This is a genomic window from Kitasatospora sp. NPDC127116 (assembly GCF_042677365.1).
Classification (GTDB): Bacteria; Actinomycetota; Actinomycetes; order Streptomycetales; family Streptomycetaceae; genus Kitasatospora; species Kitasatospora lactacystinica.
In genome coordinates this window covers 26,396-43,195 of record NZ_JBHXTL010000043.1, presented here as the reverse complement: position 1 = coordinate 43,195, position 16,800 = coordinate 26,396, and the positions used below count along the sequence as shown (strand labels likewise).

At 74.1% G+C, this 16,800-nt stretch carries 14 protein-coding genes; 7 read left to right on the top strand and 7 right to left on the bottom strand.

The genetic code is table 11. The features are described from left to right. Window positions 1-25: 25 nt before the first annotated feature. The 4 genes from ACFVHV_RS19180 to ACFVHV_RS19165 all read right to left on the bottom strand — a co-directional run bounded on the left by ACFVHV_RS19180 (window position 26) and on the right by ACFVHV_RS19165 (window position 3,783). Entirely contained in the window at window positions 26-1,261 is a 1,236-nt protein-coding gene (locus ACFVHV_RS19180; protein WP_380352299.1) for a globin domain-containing protein, read from the bottom strand. Between the two features lie 414 nt (window positions 1,262-1,675). After that, window positions 1,676-2,206, bottom strand: a complete 531-nt coding sequence (locus ACFVHV_RS19175; RefSeq protein ID WP_380352297.1) for a DUF6114 domain-containing protein — start codon at window positions 2,204-2,206, stop codon at window positions 1,676-1,678. A 2-nt stretch (window positions 2,207-2,208) separates the two neighbouring features. Further along, window positions 2,209-2,865, bottom strand: coding sequence for a DUF6230 family protein (locus tag ACFVHV_RS19170; protein ID WP_359900974.1), 657 nt, complete (start codon window positions 2,863-2,865; stop codon window positions 2,209-2,211). 189 nt (window positions 2,866-3,054) lie between these two features. After that, entirely contained in the window at window positions 3,055-3,783 is a 729-nt protein-coding gene (locus tag ACFVHV_RS19165) for a TetR/AcrR family transcriptional regulator (protein ID WP_380352295.1), read from the bottom strand. Between the two features lie 586 nt (window positions 3,784-4,369). On the opposite strand from ACFVHV_RS19165, the gene ACFVHV_RS19160 reads away from it, so the two are divergent. The 3 genes from ACFVHV_RS19160 to ACFVHV_RS19150 all read left to right on the top strand — a co-directional run bounded on the left by ACFVHV_RS19160 (window position 4,370) and on the right by ACFVHV_RS19150 (window position 7,517). Then, window positions 4,370-5,038 (top strand): Tat pathway signal sequence domain protein, encoded by a 669-nt coding sequence (locus ACFVHV_RS19160; protein WP_359900971.1) that lies wholly within the window; start codon window positions 4,370-4,372, stop codon window positions 5,036-5,038. Window positions 5,039-5,223: 185 nt separating this feature from the next. Then, entirely contained in the window at window positions 5,224-6,096 is an 873-nt protein-coding gene (locus ACFVHV_RS19155) for a MoxR family ATPase (RefSeq protein WP_359900970.1), read from the top strand. Continuing rightward, a complete protein-coding gene (locus ACFVHV_RS19150; RefSeq protein WP_359900968.1) occupies window positions 6,093-7,517 on the top strand; it encodes a VWA domain-containing protein in 1,425 nt (474 codons plus the stop codon). Before ACFVHV_RS19155 ends, ACFVHV_RS19150 begins: the two co-directional genes overlap by 4 nt. 72 nt (window positions 7,518-7,589) lie before the next feature. Here ACFVHV_RS19150 and ACFVHV_RS19145 read toward each other — a convergent pair whose 3' ends face one another. The 3 genes from ACFVHV_RS19145 to ACFVHV_RS19135 all read right to left on the bottom strand — a co-directional run bounded on the left by ACFVHV_RS19145 (window position 7,590) and on the right by ACFVHV_RS19135 (window position 13,395). Beyond that, window positions 7,590-8,558, bottom strand: a complete 969-nt coding sequence (locus tag ACFVHV_RS19145; RefSeq protein WP_380352293.1) for an alpha/beta fold hydrolase — start codon at window positions 8,556-8,558, stop codon at window positions 7,590-7,592. 152 nt (window positions 8,559-8,710) lie between these two features. Next, the gene (locus ACFVHV_RS19140) at window positions 8,711-12,208 is read right to left on the bottom strand and encodes a S8 family serine peptidase (protein WP_380352291.1); all 3,498 of its coding nucleotides are present in this window, start codon (window positions 12,206-12,208) and stop codon (window positions 8,711-8,713) included. A gap of 335 nt (window positions 12,209-12,543) precedes the next feature. After that, a complete protein-coding gene (locus tag ACFVHV_RS19135) occupies window positions 12,544-13,395 on the bottom strand; it encodes a siderophore-interacting protein (RefSeq protein WP_380352289.1) in 852 nt (283 codons plus the stop codon). Window positions 13,396-13,476: 81 nt separating this feature from the next. On the opposite strand from ACFVHV_RS19135, the gene ACFVHV_RS19130 reads away from it, so the two are divergent. The 4 genes from ACFVHV_RS19130 (at window position 13,477) to ACFVHV_RS19115 (ending at window position 16,775) form a co-directional block, all read left to right on the top strand. Further along, on the top strand, window positions 13,477-14,334 hold the full coding sequence (locus ACFVHV_RS19130) for a TetR/AcrR family transcriptional regulator (RefSeq protein WP_380352288.1): 858 nt from the start codon (window positions 13,477-13,479) through the stop codon (window positions 14,332-14,334). Window positions 14,335-14,606: 272 nt separating this feature from the next. Continuing rightward, window positions 14,607-15,131 (top strand): SigE family RNA polymerase sigma factor, encoded by a 525-nt coding sequence (locus ACFVHV_RS19125; RefSeq protein ID WP_359900955.1) that lies wholly within the window; start codon window positions 14,607-14,609, stop codon window positions 15,129-15,131. Beyond that, complete coding sequence (locus ACFVHV_RS19120; RefSeq protein ID WP_359900952.1) at window positions 15,118-15,915, top strand: hypothetical protein; 798 nt, start codon at window positions 15,118-15,120, stop codon at window positions 15,913-15,915. Before ACFVHV_RS19125 ends, ACFVHV_RS19120 begins: the two co-directional genes overlap by 14 nt. 74 nt (window positions 15,916-15,989) lie before the next feature. After that, on the top strand, window positions 15,990-16,775 hold the full coding sequence (locus tag ACFVHV_RS19115) for a L,D-transpeptidase family protein (protein WP_380352286.1): 786 nt from the start codon (window positions 15,990-15,992) through the stop codon (window positions 16,773-16,775). Window positions 16,776-16,800 lie beyond the last annotated feature (25 nt).

The following is a 16,800-nucleotide window of genomic DNA, read 5'->3' as shown; positions in this document are numbered from 1 at the left end:
CGGTCCGACGGCCGTCCGGCCGGCGTCACCGGTACAGCGCCTGGTCGAACCGCACCTGCGTGGACGGCAGCCCGGCCGCCGCCAGCCGGGTGCGGACGGAGCCGACCATGCCGATCGGCCCGGTGACGCAGGCCAGGTGCTCGCGCCAGTCGCCGGCCGAGGCGACGGTGTCGGCGAGCTCGCCGACGGTGACCGGGGTGACGGTCAACCACGGCTTGTGCAGGCCGAGTTCGGCCAGCGAATGCCAGTCGTAGAGGTCCGCGCGCTCCCGGGCGCCGACGAACAGGTGGACCCGGCGCCCGGTCGGCCGGCGGGTGGTCTGCTGCTCGATGATCGCCTTCATCGGGGCGAGGCCGGTGCCTCCCGCGACCAGCAGCAGGTCGCGGGCGTCGTCGTCGGGCAGCAGGCTGCCGCGCGGCGGGCCGAGGCGCAGCCGGTCGCCGACGGCGATGTGCTCGACCAGGGCGGCGCTGACCCCGCCGGGGCCGGTGCGGCGGACGTGGAACTCCAGCTCGTTGTCGGCGCGCGGGGCGCAGCCCATCGAGTACTGCCGCCAGGTGTGCGGCAGCGCCGGGTGCTCGACGGTGCCGTACTGCCCGGCCCGGTACGGGTACGGCTCGCCGGTGCGCACCCGCAGCACGGCGAGGTCGGGGCGGCGGCGTTCGTGGCCGGTCACCACGGCGTGCCAGTACGGGGGTTCGGTGAGCGCGGAGTCGGCGCCGGCCACCATCGCGCCGACGGCGAAGCGCAGCATCCGCACCCAGGCGCCCTCCAGGTCGTCGGTCCAGCGCTCGCCGGCCCGGTGCCGGACGGCCGCGCACAGGGCCTCCTCGAAGGCCTCGTAGTGCACCGGTCGGACGCCCAGCTTCCGGTGGTCGCGGCCGAGTTGGCGGAGTGTCTGCTCCAGTTCGGCCGGGCGGTCGAGGTTGTCGATCAGGTGGTGGAAGATCCGTTCCAGGTGGAGCTGCTGGAACTCCATCGAGGCGGGGAAGAGCGGTCGCAGATACGGGCGATGGCTGAACATCACCGCGTAGAGGTGGTCGATCAGGTCCGCGAGCGGGGAGATCAGGTCGAGGTCGCGCCGGATCAGGTGCTGGTCGGCGGCGCCGTCGTAGCCGCCGTCCTCGCCGTACGCGCCGTACCCGAAGTCGCCGCCGCCCGAGGAGGACGGGGCGAGGAGTTGGCGTCGCAGGCGCATCGCGTGATGGCGGGCGATCAGGCGGTCGTACTCGGCGGTGGCGGTGGCGGTGCCAATGCTCATGCTGCTGTTGTCCATGTCCCGTCCAGTCAACTGCCGGGCGGCCGAGCGCGAGAAGGGCCGATCGCCCCGGAGGAACCCGGGACCATCGACCCCTTGCGTTGGTACGTGTGGACCGGGATGGCTTTCGGCCACCACGGACCGGACCGCCCGGAAGGGCCGGTACGGCCCCGGACGGGCGGCCCCGGACGGGCGGCCCCGGACGGGCGGCCCCGGACGGGCGGCCCCGGACGGGCGGCCCCGGACGGGCGGCCCCGGACGGACAGGCCCGGAAGGGCGGGCACGACCCCCACGGCCCCGGAAGGACGGCCGCCGAAGGACACGCGCGGCAGGGCGCCCGCGAAGGAACGGGTGCGACGGGCAGGTGCCCCACGCCCCGGTGCTCTCCCACCACCAGGACCCGGGGCACCGCCGTCGTCAGACCCCTGCCCGGTGCGTCTCCCGGCGCTCCAGCCGCCGCTGCCGGCCCTGGCGCAGCGGCTGTTCGGGCAGCCACCCGAAGGTGAGGCAGGCGCCGACCACTCCGAGCAGCATCCCGATCACGAAGCCGCCCAGGTTGGAGGTGAGCCAGCTGGCCAGCGAGGCCAGCACGGCGAGGATGGAGTAGAACAGCCGCTGCGCCGGATTGAACAGGATCAGCAGGCCGCACAGCATCATCACCGCCGGCACCAGGTACCCGGCCAGCCCCTGCATCCCGATGTGCAGGATGACGGGCAGCGGGGCCTTCAGGGTGAACAGGATCTCGGCGCCGCCGAGCGTCACCAGCAGCCCGCCCCAGAACGGTCGCTTGCCCCGCCAGTCGCGCTTGGTCGGGCGCGCGGTCGGCTCGGCGGCGGTGGCCGCCGCGGCCCGGGCGGGTGCGGCCGCCGTCCCCTCGGCGGCCACCCCCTCGGCCCGTGCCGCGGTGCCCTCGCCGGTGCCGGCCGGCTCCGGTACGGACTCCGTCATGGTCAGCAGCCCGTGGAGCTGAAGCTCAGCCGCAGGTTGGGCAGCTTGAACCCGACGGCGGTGCTCGCGTAGTTGTGCTGGTTCAGGTGGGTCAGGGTGACGTGGTCGGCCTGCTGGCCGAAGACACCGGCGCCGCCCTTGCCGACCGGGCCGGCCTTGGTGTAGGTGCTGGCGTCGCCGCCGATCTCGATGTTCTTGAACTCCGCGTCGCCGGAGAGCAGGTCGGAGTCGGTGGTGAGGTCGGAGGCGGTGACGGGGGTGCCGCCGTCGCCCGCGTGGATCACCAGGTTGATGCCGCCGAGGTCGACGCTCTGGCACAGGTTGGTGATCTCGGCCTTCTTGATCGCCGACACCGCGACCAGCACCTGACCGCCGGTGGAGCCGGCGTTGGGGCTGTCGGGGATCATCGAGTCCAGCGCGCCGAACTGGGCGAAGCCCTCGCCGTCCAGCTTGTCCGCGGTGATGGTGAACGGCATTCCGGAGATGGAGAACTGGGCGGCGAGCACGCCCTGGGCGGTGAGCGCCATCAGGACGCCCCCGGCGGCGACGGCCGGGACGGCCATCAGGGCGGTGCGCTTCAGCCGGACCCGTCCTCTTCTCGGCCCGCTCGGCGTCTGCGGGGTCTCGGCCGCCGTGGCGGCGTCCTCGGACATGGCCATGTGTGTGCTCCCTGTGGGTGGATGGGTCTGCAGGCACTTGGCACGTTGTCCTGGCGCGGACAGCGTTCCCCGGGCGCGACCGGGCCGTCCGCCCCTCGGCAGCGGGGCGGGTCCGGTCAGCACGCGGTAAGTAACTGGGAAGCTACTGCCCGGTATTGGCCGGGTCAATACGGGTGCACGAAGGGATCTTCACCAATCGGCGACCCGCTTCGGCCAGTCCCGCACCCCCATCCTCTCGGCCGCTTCCGCCGGACCGAGGAACGGCGACAGGCAGAACATGCTCAACACCGGTAGCAGTTCCATCAGTTGTTCGGTACGGCCGGAGTCGATCCACCGGTAGATCGCGCTGTAGACACCGCCCACCACCGAGTCCACCATCTCCTTCGAGTTGACCCCGCCCGGCAGTTGGGGCACCTCGTCGAAGAACGCCCGGAACCTGGTCAGCAGTTGGGCCCGCTCCCGTCGGCCCGCCGGGCCGACCGCCTCGACCTCGATCACCGCCATCGTGGCGAACGCCGGTGTTCCGGCGAGAAGTTGGAGCATCGCGCCGAGCGCCTTCCGGATGCCCCGGCACCAGTCGGATTCAGCCGTGAAGGCCGCCGCCATCCGCCGGATCACCACACCGGTGCCGTGCCGGTGCGCGGCCAGGAAGGCATCCTCCTTGCCGCTGAACAGCTCGTAGAAGACCGGCCTGGTCACGCCCGCCGCGCGGCAGATGTCGCTGATCGTCGCGTGCTGGTAGCCGCGCTCGGCGACGGTCCGCACCAGGCCGTCCAGCAGCCGCTCGCGCTGGGTCGCGGCGACCACGCCGGCGGGCAGCCGGCGCGGCCCGGGCTTGATCGAGCGGGCCGGATCGCGGCCGGTCCGGGCGCCCGGCAGCAGGACCACGTCGGCTCCACGGAGGTTCTTCCGATCCATCACCAACTCCTGTGTCCTGTATTGACATTGATGGAACACCGGGTTTACAACACTGACAGGTTTCCAACCGGTGGGCCAGCAGGCCCCCACCGGCCGGACCTCCGGGGGCTCCGGGGAGCCCGGGCGAACGCCCGGGCCACGGGACCACGGCGGAGACGGGGCGCGACGGCGGCAGCCGTCGACGTGCCCCACGGCACCGCACGTCCCCGACCGAACGGCGCGGTGCCGTTGGTGTTCCACGCCGCCGTCCGTACGCACGACCGTGCCACCGCAACGCCGCACCACCACCGCACGACCGTGCCACCGCAATGCCGTACCACCGCACCGCCGTACGCCCACCCTTGCGTACGTCCGCACCGCCGTACCGAGCGGGCGGGCCCGTGGCGCCGGGCCCGCCCGCACGCCGGCCGGTGCCGAAGCCCGCGGGACGTCGCCCCGGCACCGGGCCACCGGCGCCGAACCACCGGTACGAAGCCCTCCGGTACGAAGCACTCCGGTACGCCATGCACCTCCCCCGTCGTGCACACCACCACACCCGCACGCGGGGATTCCCCCACCCGTCCGTCGGACGGAGAGAGGCACCCTCATGCGCATCAGCCGCACCCTCGCCACCGCCGCCCTCGCCGCACTCGCCCTCACCGGCGCGGCCGTCGCCCCCGCCCAGGCCGCCGGCGCGGTCCTCACCACCGGCAGCCCGACCGGCCCGGCCGTCGCCGTCGGCGACGTACTGACCGCCAACCTGGTCTCCGGCACCTCCGCGACCTTCTACAACAGCGCCACCGGGACGACCGGCGTCAAGTGTGCCGCCTCCTCCTTCTCGGCGACGGTGACCTCCAACCCGGCCGCGCCGGGCAGCGCCACCGAGCAGCTCAACACCCAGACCTTCGGCTCCTGCACCTCCAACGTCATCGGCGTCACCGGCGTCAAGAGCGTCACGGTCACCAGCCTGCCGTTCACCAACACCGTCAGCGACGGCCCCGGCAACCCGGTCAAGCTCACCCCCGGCGCGGCCGGCGTGATGGGCACCACGGTGGTGCTCAACACCATCCTGGGCAGCATCAACTGCAACTACCAGAACACCACCGGGATCAACGGCACCACCTCCAACACCGGCAACACCATCGGCTTCACCGGCCAGCCGTTCGCCCTGGCCTCCGGGCCGAGCCTGTGCTTCGCGACCGGCTACTTCAGCGCCACCTACGGCCCGGTCCTCGATACCTCGGTCGCCGGCAGCCCGGCCCTCTTCGTCAACTGACGCCCGGGCCCTCCCGGCCCGTCCCGACAGCGGCGGCGCACGGCACCCTCACCGGGCCGTGCGCCGCCGCGCCGACCGGCCCCGCGGCACGCCCCCGGACCCGGCCGCCCACCCCCGAGACAGCGAAGTGACCGGCCGGTAGGGTGGCGCCGCACGGAGACGGCGAACCGGAACGGGGCGAGCGGATGAGCGACAACGGCACGGGTTTCTTCACCTCGGTGGCGGACGCCGCCGAACAGCTGGCCGCCACCGGCTACCTGGCCTCCACGGCCGTGGCCACCACCGTCTTCCTCGCCGACCGGCTCGGCAAGCCGCTGCTGGTCGAGGGCCCGGCCGGGGTCGGCAAGACCGAACTCGCCAAGGCGGTGGCCGCGATCGGCCACGCCCGGCTGGTCCGGCTCCAGTGCTACGAGGGCATCGACGAGGCCCGCGCGCTCTACGAGTGGAACCACGCCAAGCAGTTGCTGCGGATCACCGCCGGCCGCGACGAGGGCTGGCAGGAGGCCCGCACCGACATCTTCGGCGAGGAGTTCCTGCTCACCCGCCCGCTGCTCACCGCGATCCGCGGCGAGGAGCCGACGGTGCTGCTGATCGACGAGATGGACAAGGCCGACGTCGAGGTGGAGGCGCTGCTGCTGGAGGTGCTCAGCGACTTCCAGGTCACCGTCCCCGAGCTCGGCACCATCACCGCCACCCGCCGCCCCTTCGTCCTGCTCACCTCGAACGCCACCCGCGAGCTCTCCGAGGCCCTGCGCCGCCGCTGCCTCTTCCTCCACCTCGACTACCCCGAGGCCGAGTTGGAGCGCCGGATCGTCCGCCTCAAGGTGCCCGGCCTGGACGGGACGCTGGCCGATTCGCTGGTCCGGGTCGTCGGCGCGCTGCGCGCGATGGAGCTGCGCAAGGCGCCGTCCGTCGCCGAGACCATCGACTGGGCCCGCACCCTGCTCGCCCTCGGCGCCGACACCCTCGACGAGACGGTCGTCCGGGAGACCCTCGGGGTGATCCTCAAGCACCAGGACGACGTCCGCAAGGCCGCCCAGAAGCTCACCCTCGCATGACGACGCCCCCGCCGGCCGACACCGCCGCCCGCCTCACCGGCCTGGTCCGCGCCCTGCGCGGGCACGGCCTGCGGATCGGCCCGGCCGAGACGGTGGACGCCGCCGCCGTGCTGGAGGTCCTCGGTTTCGCCGACCGCGAGCAGATGCGGGCCGGTGTGGCCGCGGCCCTGCTGCGCTCGGAGGGCCAGCGGAGCGTCTTCGACGCCGCCTTCGACCTGTTCTTCCCCCTCGCTGTCGGCACCCCGGAGGCCGTCCGGGCCGACCCGCCGCCCGTCCCCGACGACCCCGAGCCGCCCCGCTTCGGCCGCCCCGACCCGCTGCGCGAGCAGCTGCGCGAGCGCCTGGCCGCCGCACTGGCCGACGACGACCGCGCCGCCCAGGCCCGGCTGGCCGGCGAGGTGGTGGAGGCCTTCGGCCGGTACGGCGCCGGCGGCACCCCGGGCTCGGACGGCTGGTCCGCCCAGCAGGCGCTGGGCCGGCTCGCCCCCGAGACGCTGCTCGCCCGCGTCCTGGCCGCCCTGCGCGAGCGGCGGAGCGCCCCGGACCTCTCCGACCTGGTGCTCGCCGACGAGATCCGCCGCCGCATCCAGGACTTCCGCGCCCTGGCCGCCGGCGAGGCCCGCCGCCGGGTCGCCGAGCTGCGCGGCCCCGAGCGGATCGCCGAACGCGCCGTCGCCCCCACCGCCGACCTGGTCGACTTCCTCTACGCGGGGCGCGGCCAGGTCGCCGAACTGCGCCGCACCGTCCACCCCTTGGCCCGCAAGCTGGCCACCCGGCTGGCCGCCCGGCGTCGCCGCGCCGCCCGCGGCGAGATCGACCTGCGCCGCACCCTGCGCCGCTCGCTGAGCACCGGCGGGGTGCCGCTGCGCCCCGCGTACCGGCTGCGCCGCCCGGTCCGCCCGGAGCTGGTGCTGCTGTGCGACGTCTCCGGCTCGGTGGCGGGCTTCGCCGACTTCACCATGCTGCTGGTGCGGGCGATGAGCGAACAGTTCAGCAAGGTCCGGGTGTTCGCGTTCGTCAACCGCACCGCCGAGGTGACCGGCCTGCTGCGCGGCGACGACGACCCGGCCCGCCTGGCCGCGCGGATCCTCACCGAGGCCAAGGTGACGGGCTACCACGGCAACAGCGACTACGGCGCCGCGCTCGGCGAGTTCGCCGAGCGGCACCTGGACGCCGTCGGCCCGCGCACCTGCGTGCTGGTCCTCGGCGACGCCAGGAACAACCGGCGCGACCCCAACCCGGACGCGCTGCGCCGGATCGCCGGCCGGGCCCGCCGGGTGTTCTGGCTCAACCCCGAGCAGCCCTCGCTCTGGCCGACCGGCGACTCCGCCGCCCTCGTGTACGCGGGCGTGGTGGAGATGCACTCCTGCCGCAACGCCCGCCGCCTCGGCGAGCTGATCGCCCGCCTGCTGCCGGTCTGACGCCGGTCCGACGGTGCGGGGGCGCCGGTCGCGGCCCCCGTCCCCGGACGGCCTCGACCGGCGCCCCGGGGTCTACTTTTCGAGGTGGGCCAGGAAGTCCAGCAGCGCCGCGTTGACCTCGGCCGGGCGCTCCTGCTGCGTCCAGTGCCCGGTCTCCGGCAGCCGGACGTGCCCGTGCAGCCTGGGCACCCGGCTCAGCAGGTGGTCCAGCACCGGGCGCGGGACCATCGCGTTGACGAGGTCCTGCTCCCCCACCACGAACAGCGCGGGCACGTCGACCGTCACCCCGGTGAAGGCGGCCAGCAGTTCGGCGTTCCGGTCGAGGTTGCGGTACCAGTTGAGCCCGCCGGTGAAGGCCTTCTCGCCGTGCGGGGCGTAGTCGGCCTCGAAGGCGTCGAGGTCCGCCTCGGTGAGCCAGTCCGGCAGGCGTTCCGGCTCCGGGAGGCTGTCCAGCAGCCCCTCGCCCTCGGGGACGATCCACACGCGCGGAGTGCCGTCCGGCGACTTCGCGGACAGGATGCGGCGCAGGCTGGTCCGGACGTCCGCGGCCAGTTCGGCGTCGGCCCGGCCGGGCTCCTGGAAGTAGACCTGGTAGTAGCCCTCGCCGAAGGCCGCCCGGGCGGCCTCCAGCGGCGGCGGCCCGCCCACCGGCAGCGGCGGCACGCTCAGCCCGGCCACTGCGCGCACCAGGTCCGGCCGCAGCGCCGCGGTGGCCCAGGCCACCGGCGCGCCCCAGTCGTGCCCGACCACGACCGCCCGTTCCTCGCCGAGCGCGCCGATCAGCGCCGTCACGTCGCCGACCAGGTGCAGCAGGCTGTACTGGTCCACCCGCTCGGGCCGGTCGCTGCGGGCGAATCCGCGCTGGTCCGGTGCGACGACCCGGTAGCCGGCCTCGGCGAGCGGCGCGAACTGGTGGCGCCAGGAGTACCAGCTCTCCGGAAAGCCGTGCAGCAGCAGGACCAGCGGGCCTTCGCCCTGCTCCGCGTAGTGCAGCCGGACGCCGTTCACCTCGATCTCGCCGTGCTTGATCGCGTCGTTCAACTCGCCACTTCCCATCCGGTGAAGACATGCCGTCACTTCCGACCCTGCCCAGCCGACCGCCCCCGGAACCCCGCCGGCTCCGGGGGATGGAAGCGGCCGAGGCCGCCCCGGAATCCCGGGACGGCCTCGGCCTGAACGGAACTGATCGGACGTCAGTTCACGGTGTAGCTGTACGGGATCGCCGCGAGCACCGAACCGGTGGTGTTCAGGACGTTGTTGGCGGTGGCCACGCCGGTCGGGCCGGACACCAGGTACAGCACGCCCTTGACGGTGCTGCCCTTCGGGCCGGCCGGGGTCAGCGTCACCTGGAGCGAGCCGGTGGCGCCGGGGGCGACGGTCACCGGGGTGGCGGCCGCGGCCGAGGCGTTCACCGAGGCGGCGTACGGGTCACCGGTGCTGGAGGTCAGCGCCGGGTCGAAGGCCTGGGTGTGCGCGGTGGCCGTGATGGTGGAGGTGCCGGCGGGCGCGGAGCCGCTGCCGAACGGGCCGATCTGCTGGACGAAGGTGCCCCAGGTGCCGGGGACGACCGGCTGCTCGGCGGTGCCGTTGTCGGTGACCACCGAGACGGTCGAGCCGTCCTGGGCCTTCTTCAGGTCGCCGAACAGGTCCGGCGAGCCGGTGGTGGCGCTCAGCTCGATCTGCGCCGGCGTCGAGGACGCCGCCACGGCCTTGAGCCGGTCGGTGCCCGGGGGCACCAGGAAGGACGGCACCGCGGAGCTGAGGCTCAGCGGCAGGCTGACGGTCGCCGAGGCGCCCTGCGGCACCAGCGCCAGGTCGACCCGGCGGTCCAGCCGGCCGTCGGCCGCGATCCGCTGGGTCGCGACGGTGTTGTTGGTGTAGTTCACCTGGACGGTGACCGGCTTGCCGGCCGCCAGCTCGGTGCGGGCGTCGTTCGGCAGACCGGCCGCGGTGGCCTGGTTCTGGTTGAACGCGACGGTGCCGGTGAAGTCCTGGGCGAGCTCCTGGCCGCTGACCGGGCCGAGCACGTTCAGGACGAACCGCCAGCGGCCGGCGGCCGGGTTGACGGCGGTGGCCGAGACGCCGTTGCCGGTGCCGGCCAGGTTGCCCTGGGCGTCGAACTGCCCGTTGCCCTCGATGTCGACCGGGGTGCCGTTCGGGCTGATCAGCGCGCCCTGCATGAGCAGCTTCGGGTCCTTGCCGACGGTCACGCCGACCCGCAGGTCCTTCTGGCCCTTCGGGACGTCGAAGGCGTACGCGAAGCTCTGCGTCGGCGAGGCGCTGCGGCCGTTGCCACCGGTGACGGTACCGGTGAAGGTGCCCTTGCCCTGGTTGACCGGGACGAGGCTGCGCAGCACGACCGGGACGCTGGTGGTGTTGCCGTTGGAGCTGGAGACCAGGACGGCCTCGCTGGAGTCACCGCTGGTGGCCGGGGTGGTGAGCTGGACCTTGAGGGTCTTGGTCTGGCCCGGCTTCAGGTCGGTGGTGTTCGGGCTCACGGTGCCGGCCGGCACCGCGCGCTGGGTGGCGGTGCCCAGCTGGACGGCGCCGCTGTAGCCGGCCTTGCCGGCCGGGGTGTAGAGGATCGCGGTCCACTCGCCGGCCACCGGGTGCGGAACGTCCACCAGGCCGAAGTTCGCCGGGGTGGCGCCGCCCTGCGGACGGGTGTTGGTCTCGAAGCGGCCCGAGGGGTCGAGCAGCGTCATGCGGACCACCGGTCCGTTGGTGACCGGGTTGGGCGCGCCCTGCCAGGCGATCGAGGCCGCGAGGCGGTCGGCGCCGGCCGGGACGGTGAACTTGACCTGCTTCTGCACCCAGTCCGCGCCGTTGGTCGCGTACTTGAAGGTGTCCTTCGAGGACGGGTCCAGCTGGACGGTCTGCTGGTTGCCCGACTGCGGGGCGAAGCTGCGGGTCGCGGCGCTCACCGTCTGGGTGGTGTCACTGGTGTTGGTGACGGACACGTCGGCGGTGTGGGTCGAGCCGGGGGCGCCGGCGATGTCGACCTGGCCGGTGTTGACCACGACGGTCTTCGCGCCGTCGGTGCCGTCCCCGTCGTCGTAGCCGCGGGCGGCCTCGACGGCGGCGCGGACGTTCAGCAGGCCGGCGCCCTGCTCCTCGGCCGGCACGCCGAGGTCGGTGGCGGTGCCGGTGAGGAACTTCTTCACCAGCGCCGGGGCGGGCGAGTCGCCGCCGTGGGTGTCGCGGTAGGCCTGGATGACCAGGGCCGCGGCGCCGGTGACGAACGGGGCCGACTGGCTGGTGCCGCCGAACGGCTGGATCGGCGAGGGCTGGCCGTTGTAGCCCGTGCAGTCGGTGTACTTGCTGGTGTCGGGCGTGCACAGCGCCCAGTCCGACTCGCCCGGGGCGACCAGGTCGACGGTCCGGCCGGCCTGGGTGAAGCCGCCCGAGGAGAGCGCGGAGATCCGGCTGTTGCTCCAGGTCCTGTTGGAGAACTGGGAGGCCGCGTAGCCGGTCTGCTGGTAGTTCTGGTTGTCGGTGGAGGCACCGACCGCGATCACGTACGGGTCGGTGGCCGGGGTGCCGACCGTGCCGCTGATGCCGGCGTCACCGCTGGAGACGGCGACGGTGACACCGGCCTTGACGGCCTGCTCGTTGAAGAGCGAGATGGTGTCGTGCGCGCCGCTGTCCGGGGTGACGTTGCCGCCGAAGGACTCGTTCAGCACGTCGACGTGGGCGACCCGCACCGCGTAGTCGATCGACTGCAGGATCGATGAGTTGGACATCATCTCGCCGCCGGCCTTCAGCGCGACCAGGTCGGCGTCCGGGGCGAGGCCGCGGATGCGGATGTTGCAGCCGGCCGGGAGCGGGTGCGAGGAGTTCACGAACTTGGAGACGTCGTAGACCTGGCGGCCCTGGGCGATGACCGCCGAGGCGTCGCCGAAGGCTTCGGCCGCACCGGTCGGCGCGTCCCAGCCGTCGCCCGCGAAGTCCTGGTAGTCGACCACGGCGTGCGAGCCGTCGGCCCGGATGAAGTCCGGGTTGTCGGGGTCGAGGCCGTCGGCGATGTAGGCGACCTTGACGCCCTTGCCGGTGGCCAGGTCCTCCACGCCGGGCTTGCCGTTGCCGGTGACGGCCCGGGTCGAGTAGAGGCCCTCGGGCTCCAGCAGCGGCTTGCTCGGGTCGGAGGGGCAGACCGTGTTGGTCGCGTTCTCCTCCGCCCCCTGGCCGTTACTGCCCGAAACGGCCTGCGGAGCGGCATCGGCCTTGGGCGCCTTGGCGCCGGCGGCGGCAGCGTCCTTGGCCGCCTTCGCCTTTCCGGCGGCCGCCGGGGCGACCTGGACCTGGGCGTCGGCCACCACGGTGGAGACGGCCGGGTCCGCCTGGAGCTGGGCGCGCAGGGCGGGGCTGACCGTGGCCGAGAAGGCGTTGCCGACCACGAAGCTCTTGATGTCGGTGCCGCCGGCCGCCTTGACCTTCTTCAGCAGCGGCGCCTGCGCGTCGGCGGTCTTCTGCTGCCGGGCGCCCAGGTGGCCGTGGTCGGCCGGGGCGTCCGCGATCTGGTCCTTCAGAATCACGATCACCGGCACCGGGGCGCCGTCCGCGGACGCCGCCCGGGCGTTCTGCGGGTCGGGGGCCGGGGCCGCGTTCGCCATGGTCCCGAGGCTCAGGACCATCGACGCGGCGGTGACCGTGACGGCCGCCGCCAGCTGGGTTTTCCGCCAGCCGATCATATAAATCCTCTCGTCAGATGGATAGCTGACGCATTCCAACGCACCTGAGAGGATCACGACAAGGGGGTAAATCCCCATCAGAAAGTAAAGTTGACCATCAATCAGTAAAATTCACGGAGGAAATCGGGCTGAATCATCATCTTTCAGCCGATCGGCCCTTACCGGACCCGGGGCGACTCCACCGCGGGAAGGGCGGTGGCGACTCCCTTCCCGCGCCACCGCCCGGCGAAACGACGCGGCCGGCGAAACGACGTGCCCGCGAACCGGCGCGGCCGGCTCCTGTCGAGGCCTCCGCCCGCCCCTCCGCCGCCCGCCCGCCGTCCAGCCCGTCCCGGTCAGTACCCGGCCAGCCGCTCCTGAGCGTCCGCCAGGTCCTCGGCGGTCGGCGCGTCGTCCTGGGTCAGCCGGTGGCGCCAGTAGCCGGTGAAGTCGACGGACGCCTTCGGCACGCCGCGCTCCTCGACCAGGTGGCGGCGCAGCACCCGGACCGCCCCCGCCTCGCCGGCCAGCCAGGCGAACGGCCGGCCCGGCGGCAGCTCGGCGGACCGGACGGCCCCGGTCAGCACGGCGCCCGGGGCGGCGCCGTCCCGGTGCAGCCAGTGCACGTCGAGGCCCTCCGGCCCCTCCAGCGGCTGCCGCTCGGCCTCGTCCGCGACCTCGACGTACACCACCGCCCGCACCCCGGCGGGCAGCGCCCCGACCAGCGTCGCGAGCGCCGGCAGCGCGGTCTCGTCGCCGGCCAGCAGCACCCAGTCGGCCGCCGCCGCGGCCTCGGCGAACGGGACCGGCGGGGCGTACAGCGCGGAGGGGCCGACCATCCCGAGCCGGTCCCCCGGTGCGGCCCGCAGCGCCCAGGCGGCGGCCGGCCCGGTGTCGCCGTGCAGCACGAAGTCGATCTCGACCAGCCGGGTGCCGGGGCGCCGCCCGCGCAGGGTGAAACCGCGCAGCAGCGGGCGCCGCTCCTCGGGGATCGCCAGGTAGGCCCGGTACCAGCCCGTCGGGTCGTCCTGCCGGGCGGGCAGCACCGGCTCGCGCTGGCCGGGGCGGGGGAAGCAGAGCTTGAGCTGCTGGTCGGGGGCGGTACCGACGGCGTCGGGCAGTTCCTCGGCGGCGAAGGTGATCCGGGCGGTGCGCGGCGTGATCCGGCGGACCTCGACGACCTCGACGAAGGTGACGGGCAATGTCATCGCGAAACCCCTTCGATTGGTAACCTTACGGCATAAAGAGTTGCCGCAGGGGCGATACTTTACGCCATAAGGAGATGTCGGATGACCGTCTACGCCGGACAGGGCGACGCCCATCGCTCGCTCGCCCTGCTCTGGGGTGCGCCCGCGGAACCGCGCACCGGGCGCAGCGGCCCCAAGCCGGGCCTGAGCGTGGACGCGATCGTGTCGGCCGGAATCGCGGTGGCCGACGCCGAGGGCATGGCCGCACTGTCGATGCGCGCCGTGGGCGAACGGCTCGGCCGCACCGCGATGGCCCTCTACACCTATGTGCCCGGCAAGGCCGAACTGCTCGACCTGATGCACGACCGGGTGCTCGCCGAGCTCCCGGTCGAACGCCCGACCGAACGCCCCGCCGAATACCTGTCCGAACTCCCCGGTGAGCGCCCCGCCGAATACCCGTCCGGACTCCCGGACGGCCCCTTTGTGGCCGAGGACTGGAGGGGGGCCGTCACCGCCTGGGCCGAGAACCTGTACGCCTGCTACCTGCGCCACCCCTGGGTGCTCCAGGTCTCGCAGGCCCGCCCGGTGCTCGGCCCCGCCGAACTCGCCGCGATGGAGGCGCTGTTGCGCGCGCTGCGACCGGCCGCGCTGGCTCCCCGGCGGCTGCGCGGGGCGGTCGCCGCACTCTGGCAGTTCGTCCGCGGCCTGGCCGCCACCACCGCCGACGCACGCGGCGCGGCCGCCGCGACCGGCGTCACCGACGAGGACTGGTGGGCCGGCCGCTCCGCCCGACTGGTCGAACTCGCCCCGGACTTCGCGGAACGCTTCCCCCTTCTCGTCGCCCTGCAGAGCGAAGGCGGCGGCGCCCCGGAGGACGGCCACCTGGAGGCCTTCCGCAGCGGGCTCGCCGTGCTGCTCGACGGCATCGCGGCGGAGGGCCTCCCGACTGATCCACGGTGACGCGGTCCCGGGAACCGGGAACCAGGAGCCGGGAACCGGGAACCGGGAACCGGGAACCGGGCCGCTGCGGGCGGCGCGGTCCCCGGCCTCGGATACCGCATCGCCCGCGGCACCGCCGCTCCGCGCCGGCCCGAAAAACTTTTTCCCGCAGGCAGGCAACCCGCCCCGTCACCCATCGCGTTCAGCAGCCGTGAGAATGAGACGACCACCGCGGCCGACCGGGCCGCCGCAGCGAACGGGAACGGCACGAGCACCATGGCGGGGACAGCACGATGAGGGACGCGACACCGGACTTCGAGGAGTTCGTCTCCGCCTGCGGACCGAAGCTGCTGCGCACGGCCTGGATGCTGACCGGCGACCGGCACCAGGCCGAGGACCTGCTGCAGACCGCACTGGCCAAGGTCTGGCCCAAGTGGGAGCGGATCGCCCCCGACCGTCCCGAGGCGTACCTGCGCAAGGTCCTGGTCAACTGCCACGTCTCCTGGTGGCGCCGCCGCTGGACCGGGGAACTGCCGCACGGGGAACTGCCGGACCGGCCGTCGCCGGGCGCGGACCCGTACGAGGACGTGGTGGTCGGGCAGGTCGTCGCCCAGGCCGTCCGGGCGCTGCCGCCGCGTCAGCGGGCCGTGGTCGTGCTGCGCTTCTTCGAGGACCTGAGTGTGGAGGAGACCGCCGAGGCGCTGCGCTGCTCCACCGGCACGGTCAAGAGCCAGACGCACCACGCGCTGGCCGCCCTGCGCGGCCGGCTGCCCACCCGGGAACTGCTGCTGGACGGAGGACACCGTGACCGGATGTGACCTGCTGGACCCGGACTCGCACGGGCCCGCCGGCGGCGACGAGGAGCAGGAGCTGCGGTTCCTGCTCCAGCGGGCCGTACCGGACCTGGACGCCCCCGAGGACCGGATGGACCGGGTCCGCGCCCGCGCCGCCCGCACCCGGTCCCGGCGGCGGACCGCCACGATCGGTGCCGGACTGACCGGCGGGCTGGTCGCCGCGGCGCTGGCGGCCGCACCCGCCGTCGCCCCGGCCCCGGAACGAGGGGCGGCCGCGGGGCCGGCGGCGACACCGTCCGCCGTGGCCACGGTCCCGCCCCCGGAGGCGACCGTCCGCTTCCCGTCCCTGCCGGACGTGGCCGTCGACGTGCCGCACGGCTGGCGCACCCGCGCCGGCGTCACCGACGACCCCCGGGACGGGATCGGCTTCCTGGCCACCCACCCGCTCGACGTGAAGTCGTCCTGCCCGGAGGGCGACCTCTGCGTGCCCGTCGGACCGCTCACCGCCGACGACGCCTTCGTCATGCTCCGGCTGGTCGACGACCCGGCCCGGATCCCGCAGACCGCCGCGCGCCCGGCCACCCTCACCGAGGGCAGCCCCGAGACGTTCTGCACCATGTACGGCGGCACCCGGGAGTTCGTCGGGCACCGCGTCGTCGTCCGGGGCGGCCGCCCCGAGCTGATCGAGCTGACGGCCTGCCTGCGCCAGCCGTCCGACCCGACGCTGCGGCAGGTACGGCAGGTGCTCGACTCCCTGCGGACCACCACCGGGAACGGCAGCACGCCCGCGAACACCCCGCGCGGCTGATCCGAGCCCCCTCGCCCGACGCTCCTCCCCCCAAGTTCCTTTTCCGAAGCTCCTTTTCCGAAGGCTGAACCGCCATGTCCCTACCCCGTCGCGCCCTGGCCGGGCTGGCGCTGCTCCTCGTGAGCTGCGCGCCCAACACCGCCGCAGGGCCCGTGCCGCCGGCCGCGGCCGTCCCCGACACCCCGGGCACCCCGGGCGCCCCCGCGCCCGCAGCGCCCACGCCGCACCCGACCGCGGCGGCCGTGGCCGCCCGGCCCGCTCCGCCCGAACTGCCGCGCCAACTGCCCGGGGTCGGGCCCCGCCTGCTGGCGGCCGTACCCGCCGGGACGCGGCAGGCGCTGGTCGTCACCGGCGACGGCCCCGACGCCTCGACCGGCCGCGCCGTCCTCTACCGCGACGACGGCACGGGCTGGCTCGCCGGCCCGACCTGGCCCACCCGCAACGCCCTGCACGGCTGGACCGCGGACCACCACGAGGGCGATCTGCGCTCGCCGATCGGCGTGTTCAACCTCGGCGACGCCGGCGGGCGCCTGCCCGACCCGGGCACCCGGCTGCCCTACGACCACACCGACGACTTCAGCATCTCCGGCACCGGTTTCGCGGGCGAGCCGCTCGCCGGGGCCTTCGACTACGTGGTGGCCATCGACTACAACCGCGTGCCCGGCGCCTCCCCGCTCGACCGGCGCCGCCCGCGCGGCGGGCAGTACGGCGGAGGCATCTGGCTGCACGTCGACCACGGCGGGCCCACCCACGGCTGCGTCGGACTGACCCCCGACCGGATGCGCGAACTGCTCCTCGCCCTCGACCCCGCCCTGCACCCGGTGGTGGTCATGGGCGACGCCCCGGCCCTGGCCCGCTGAGGGCCGGGCGCCCGGTGCGGACCCC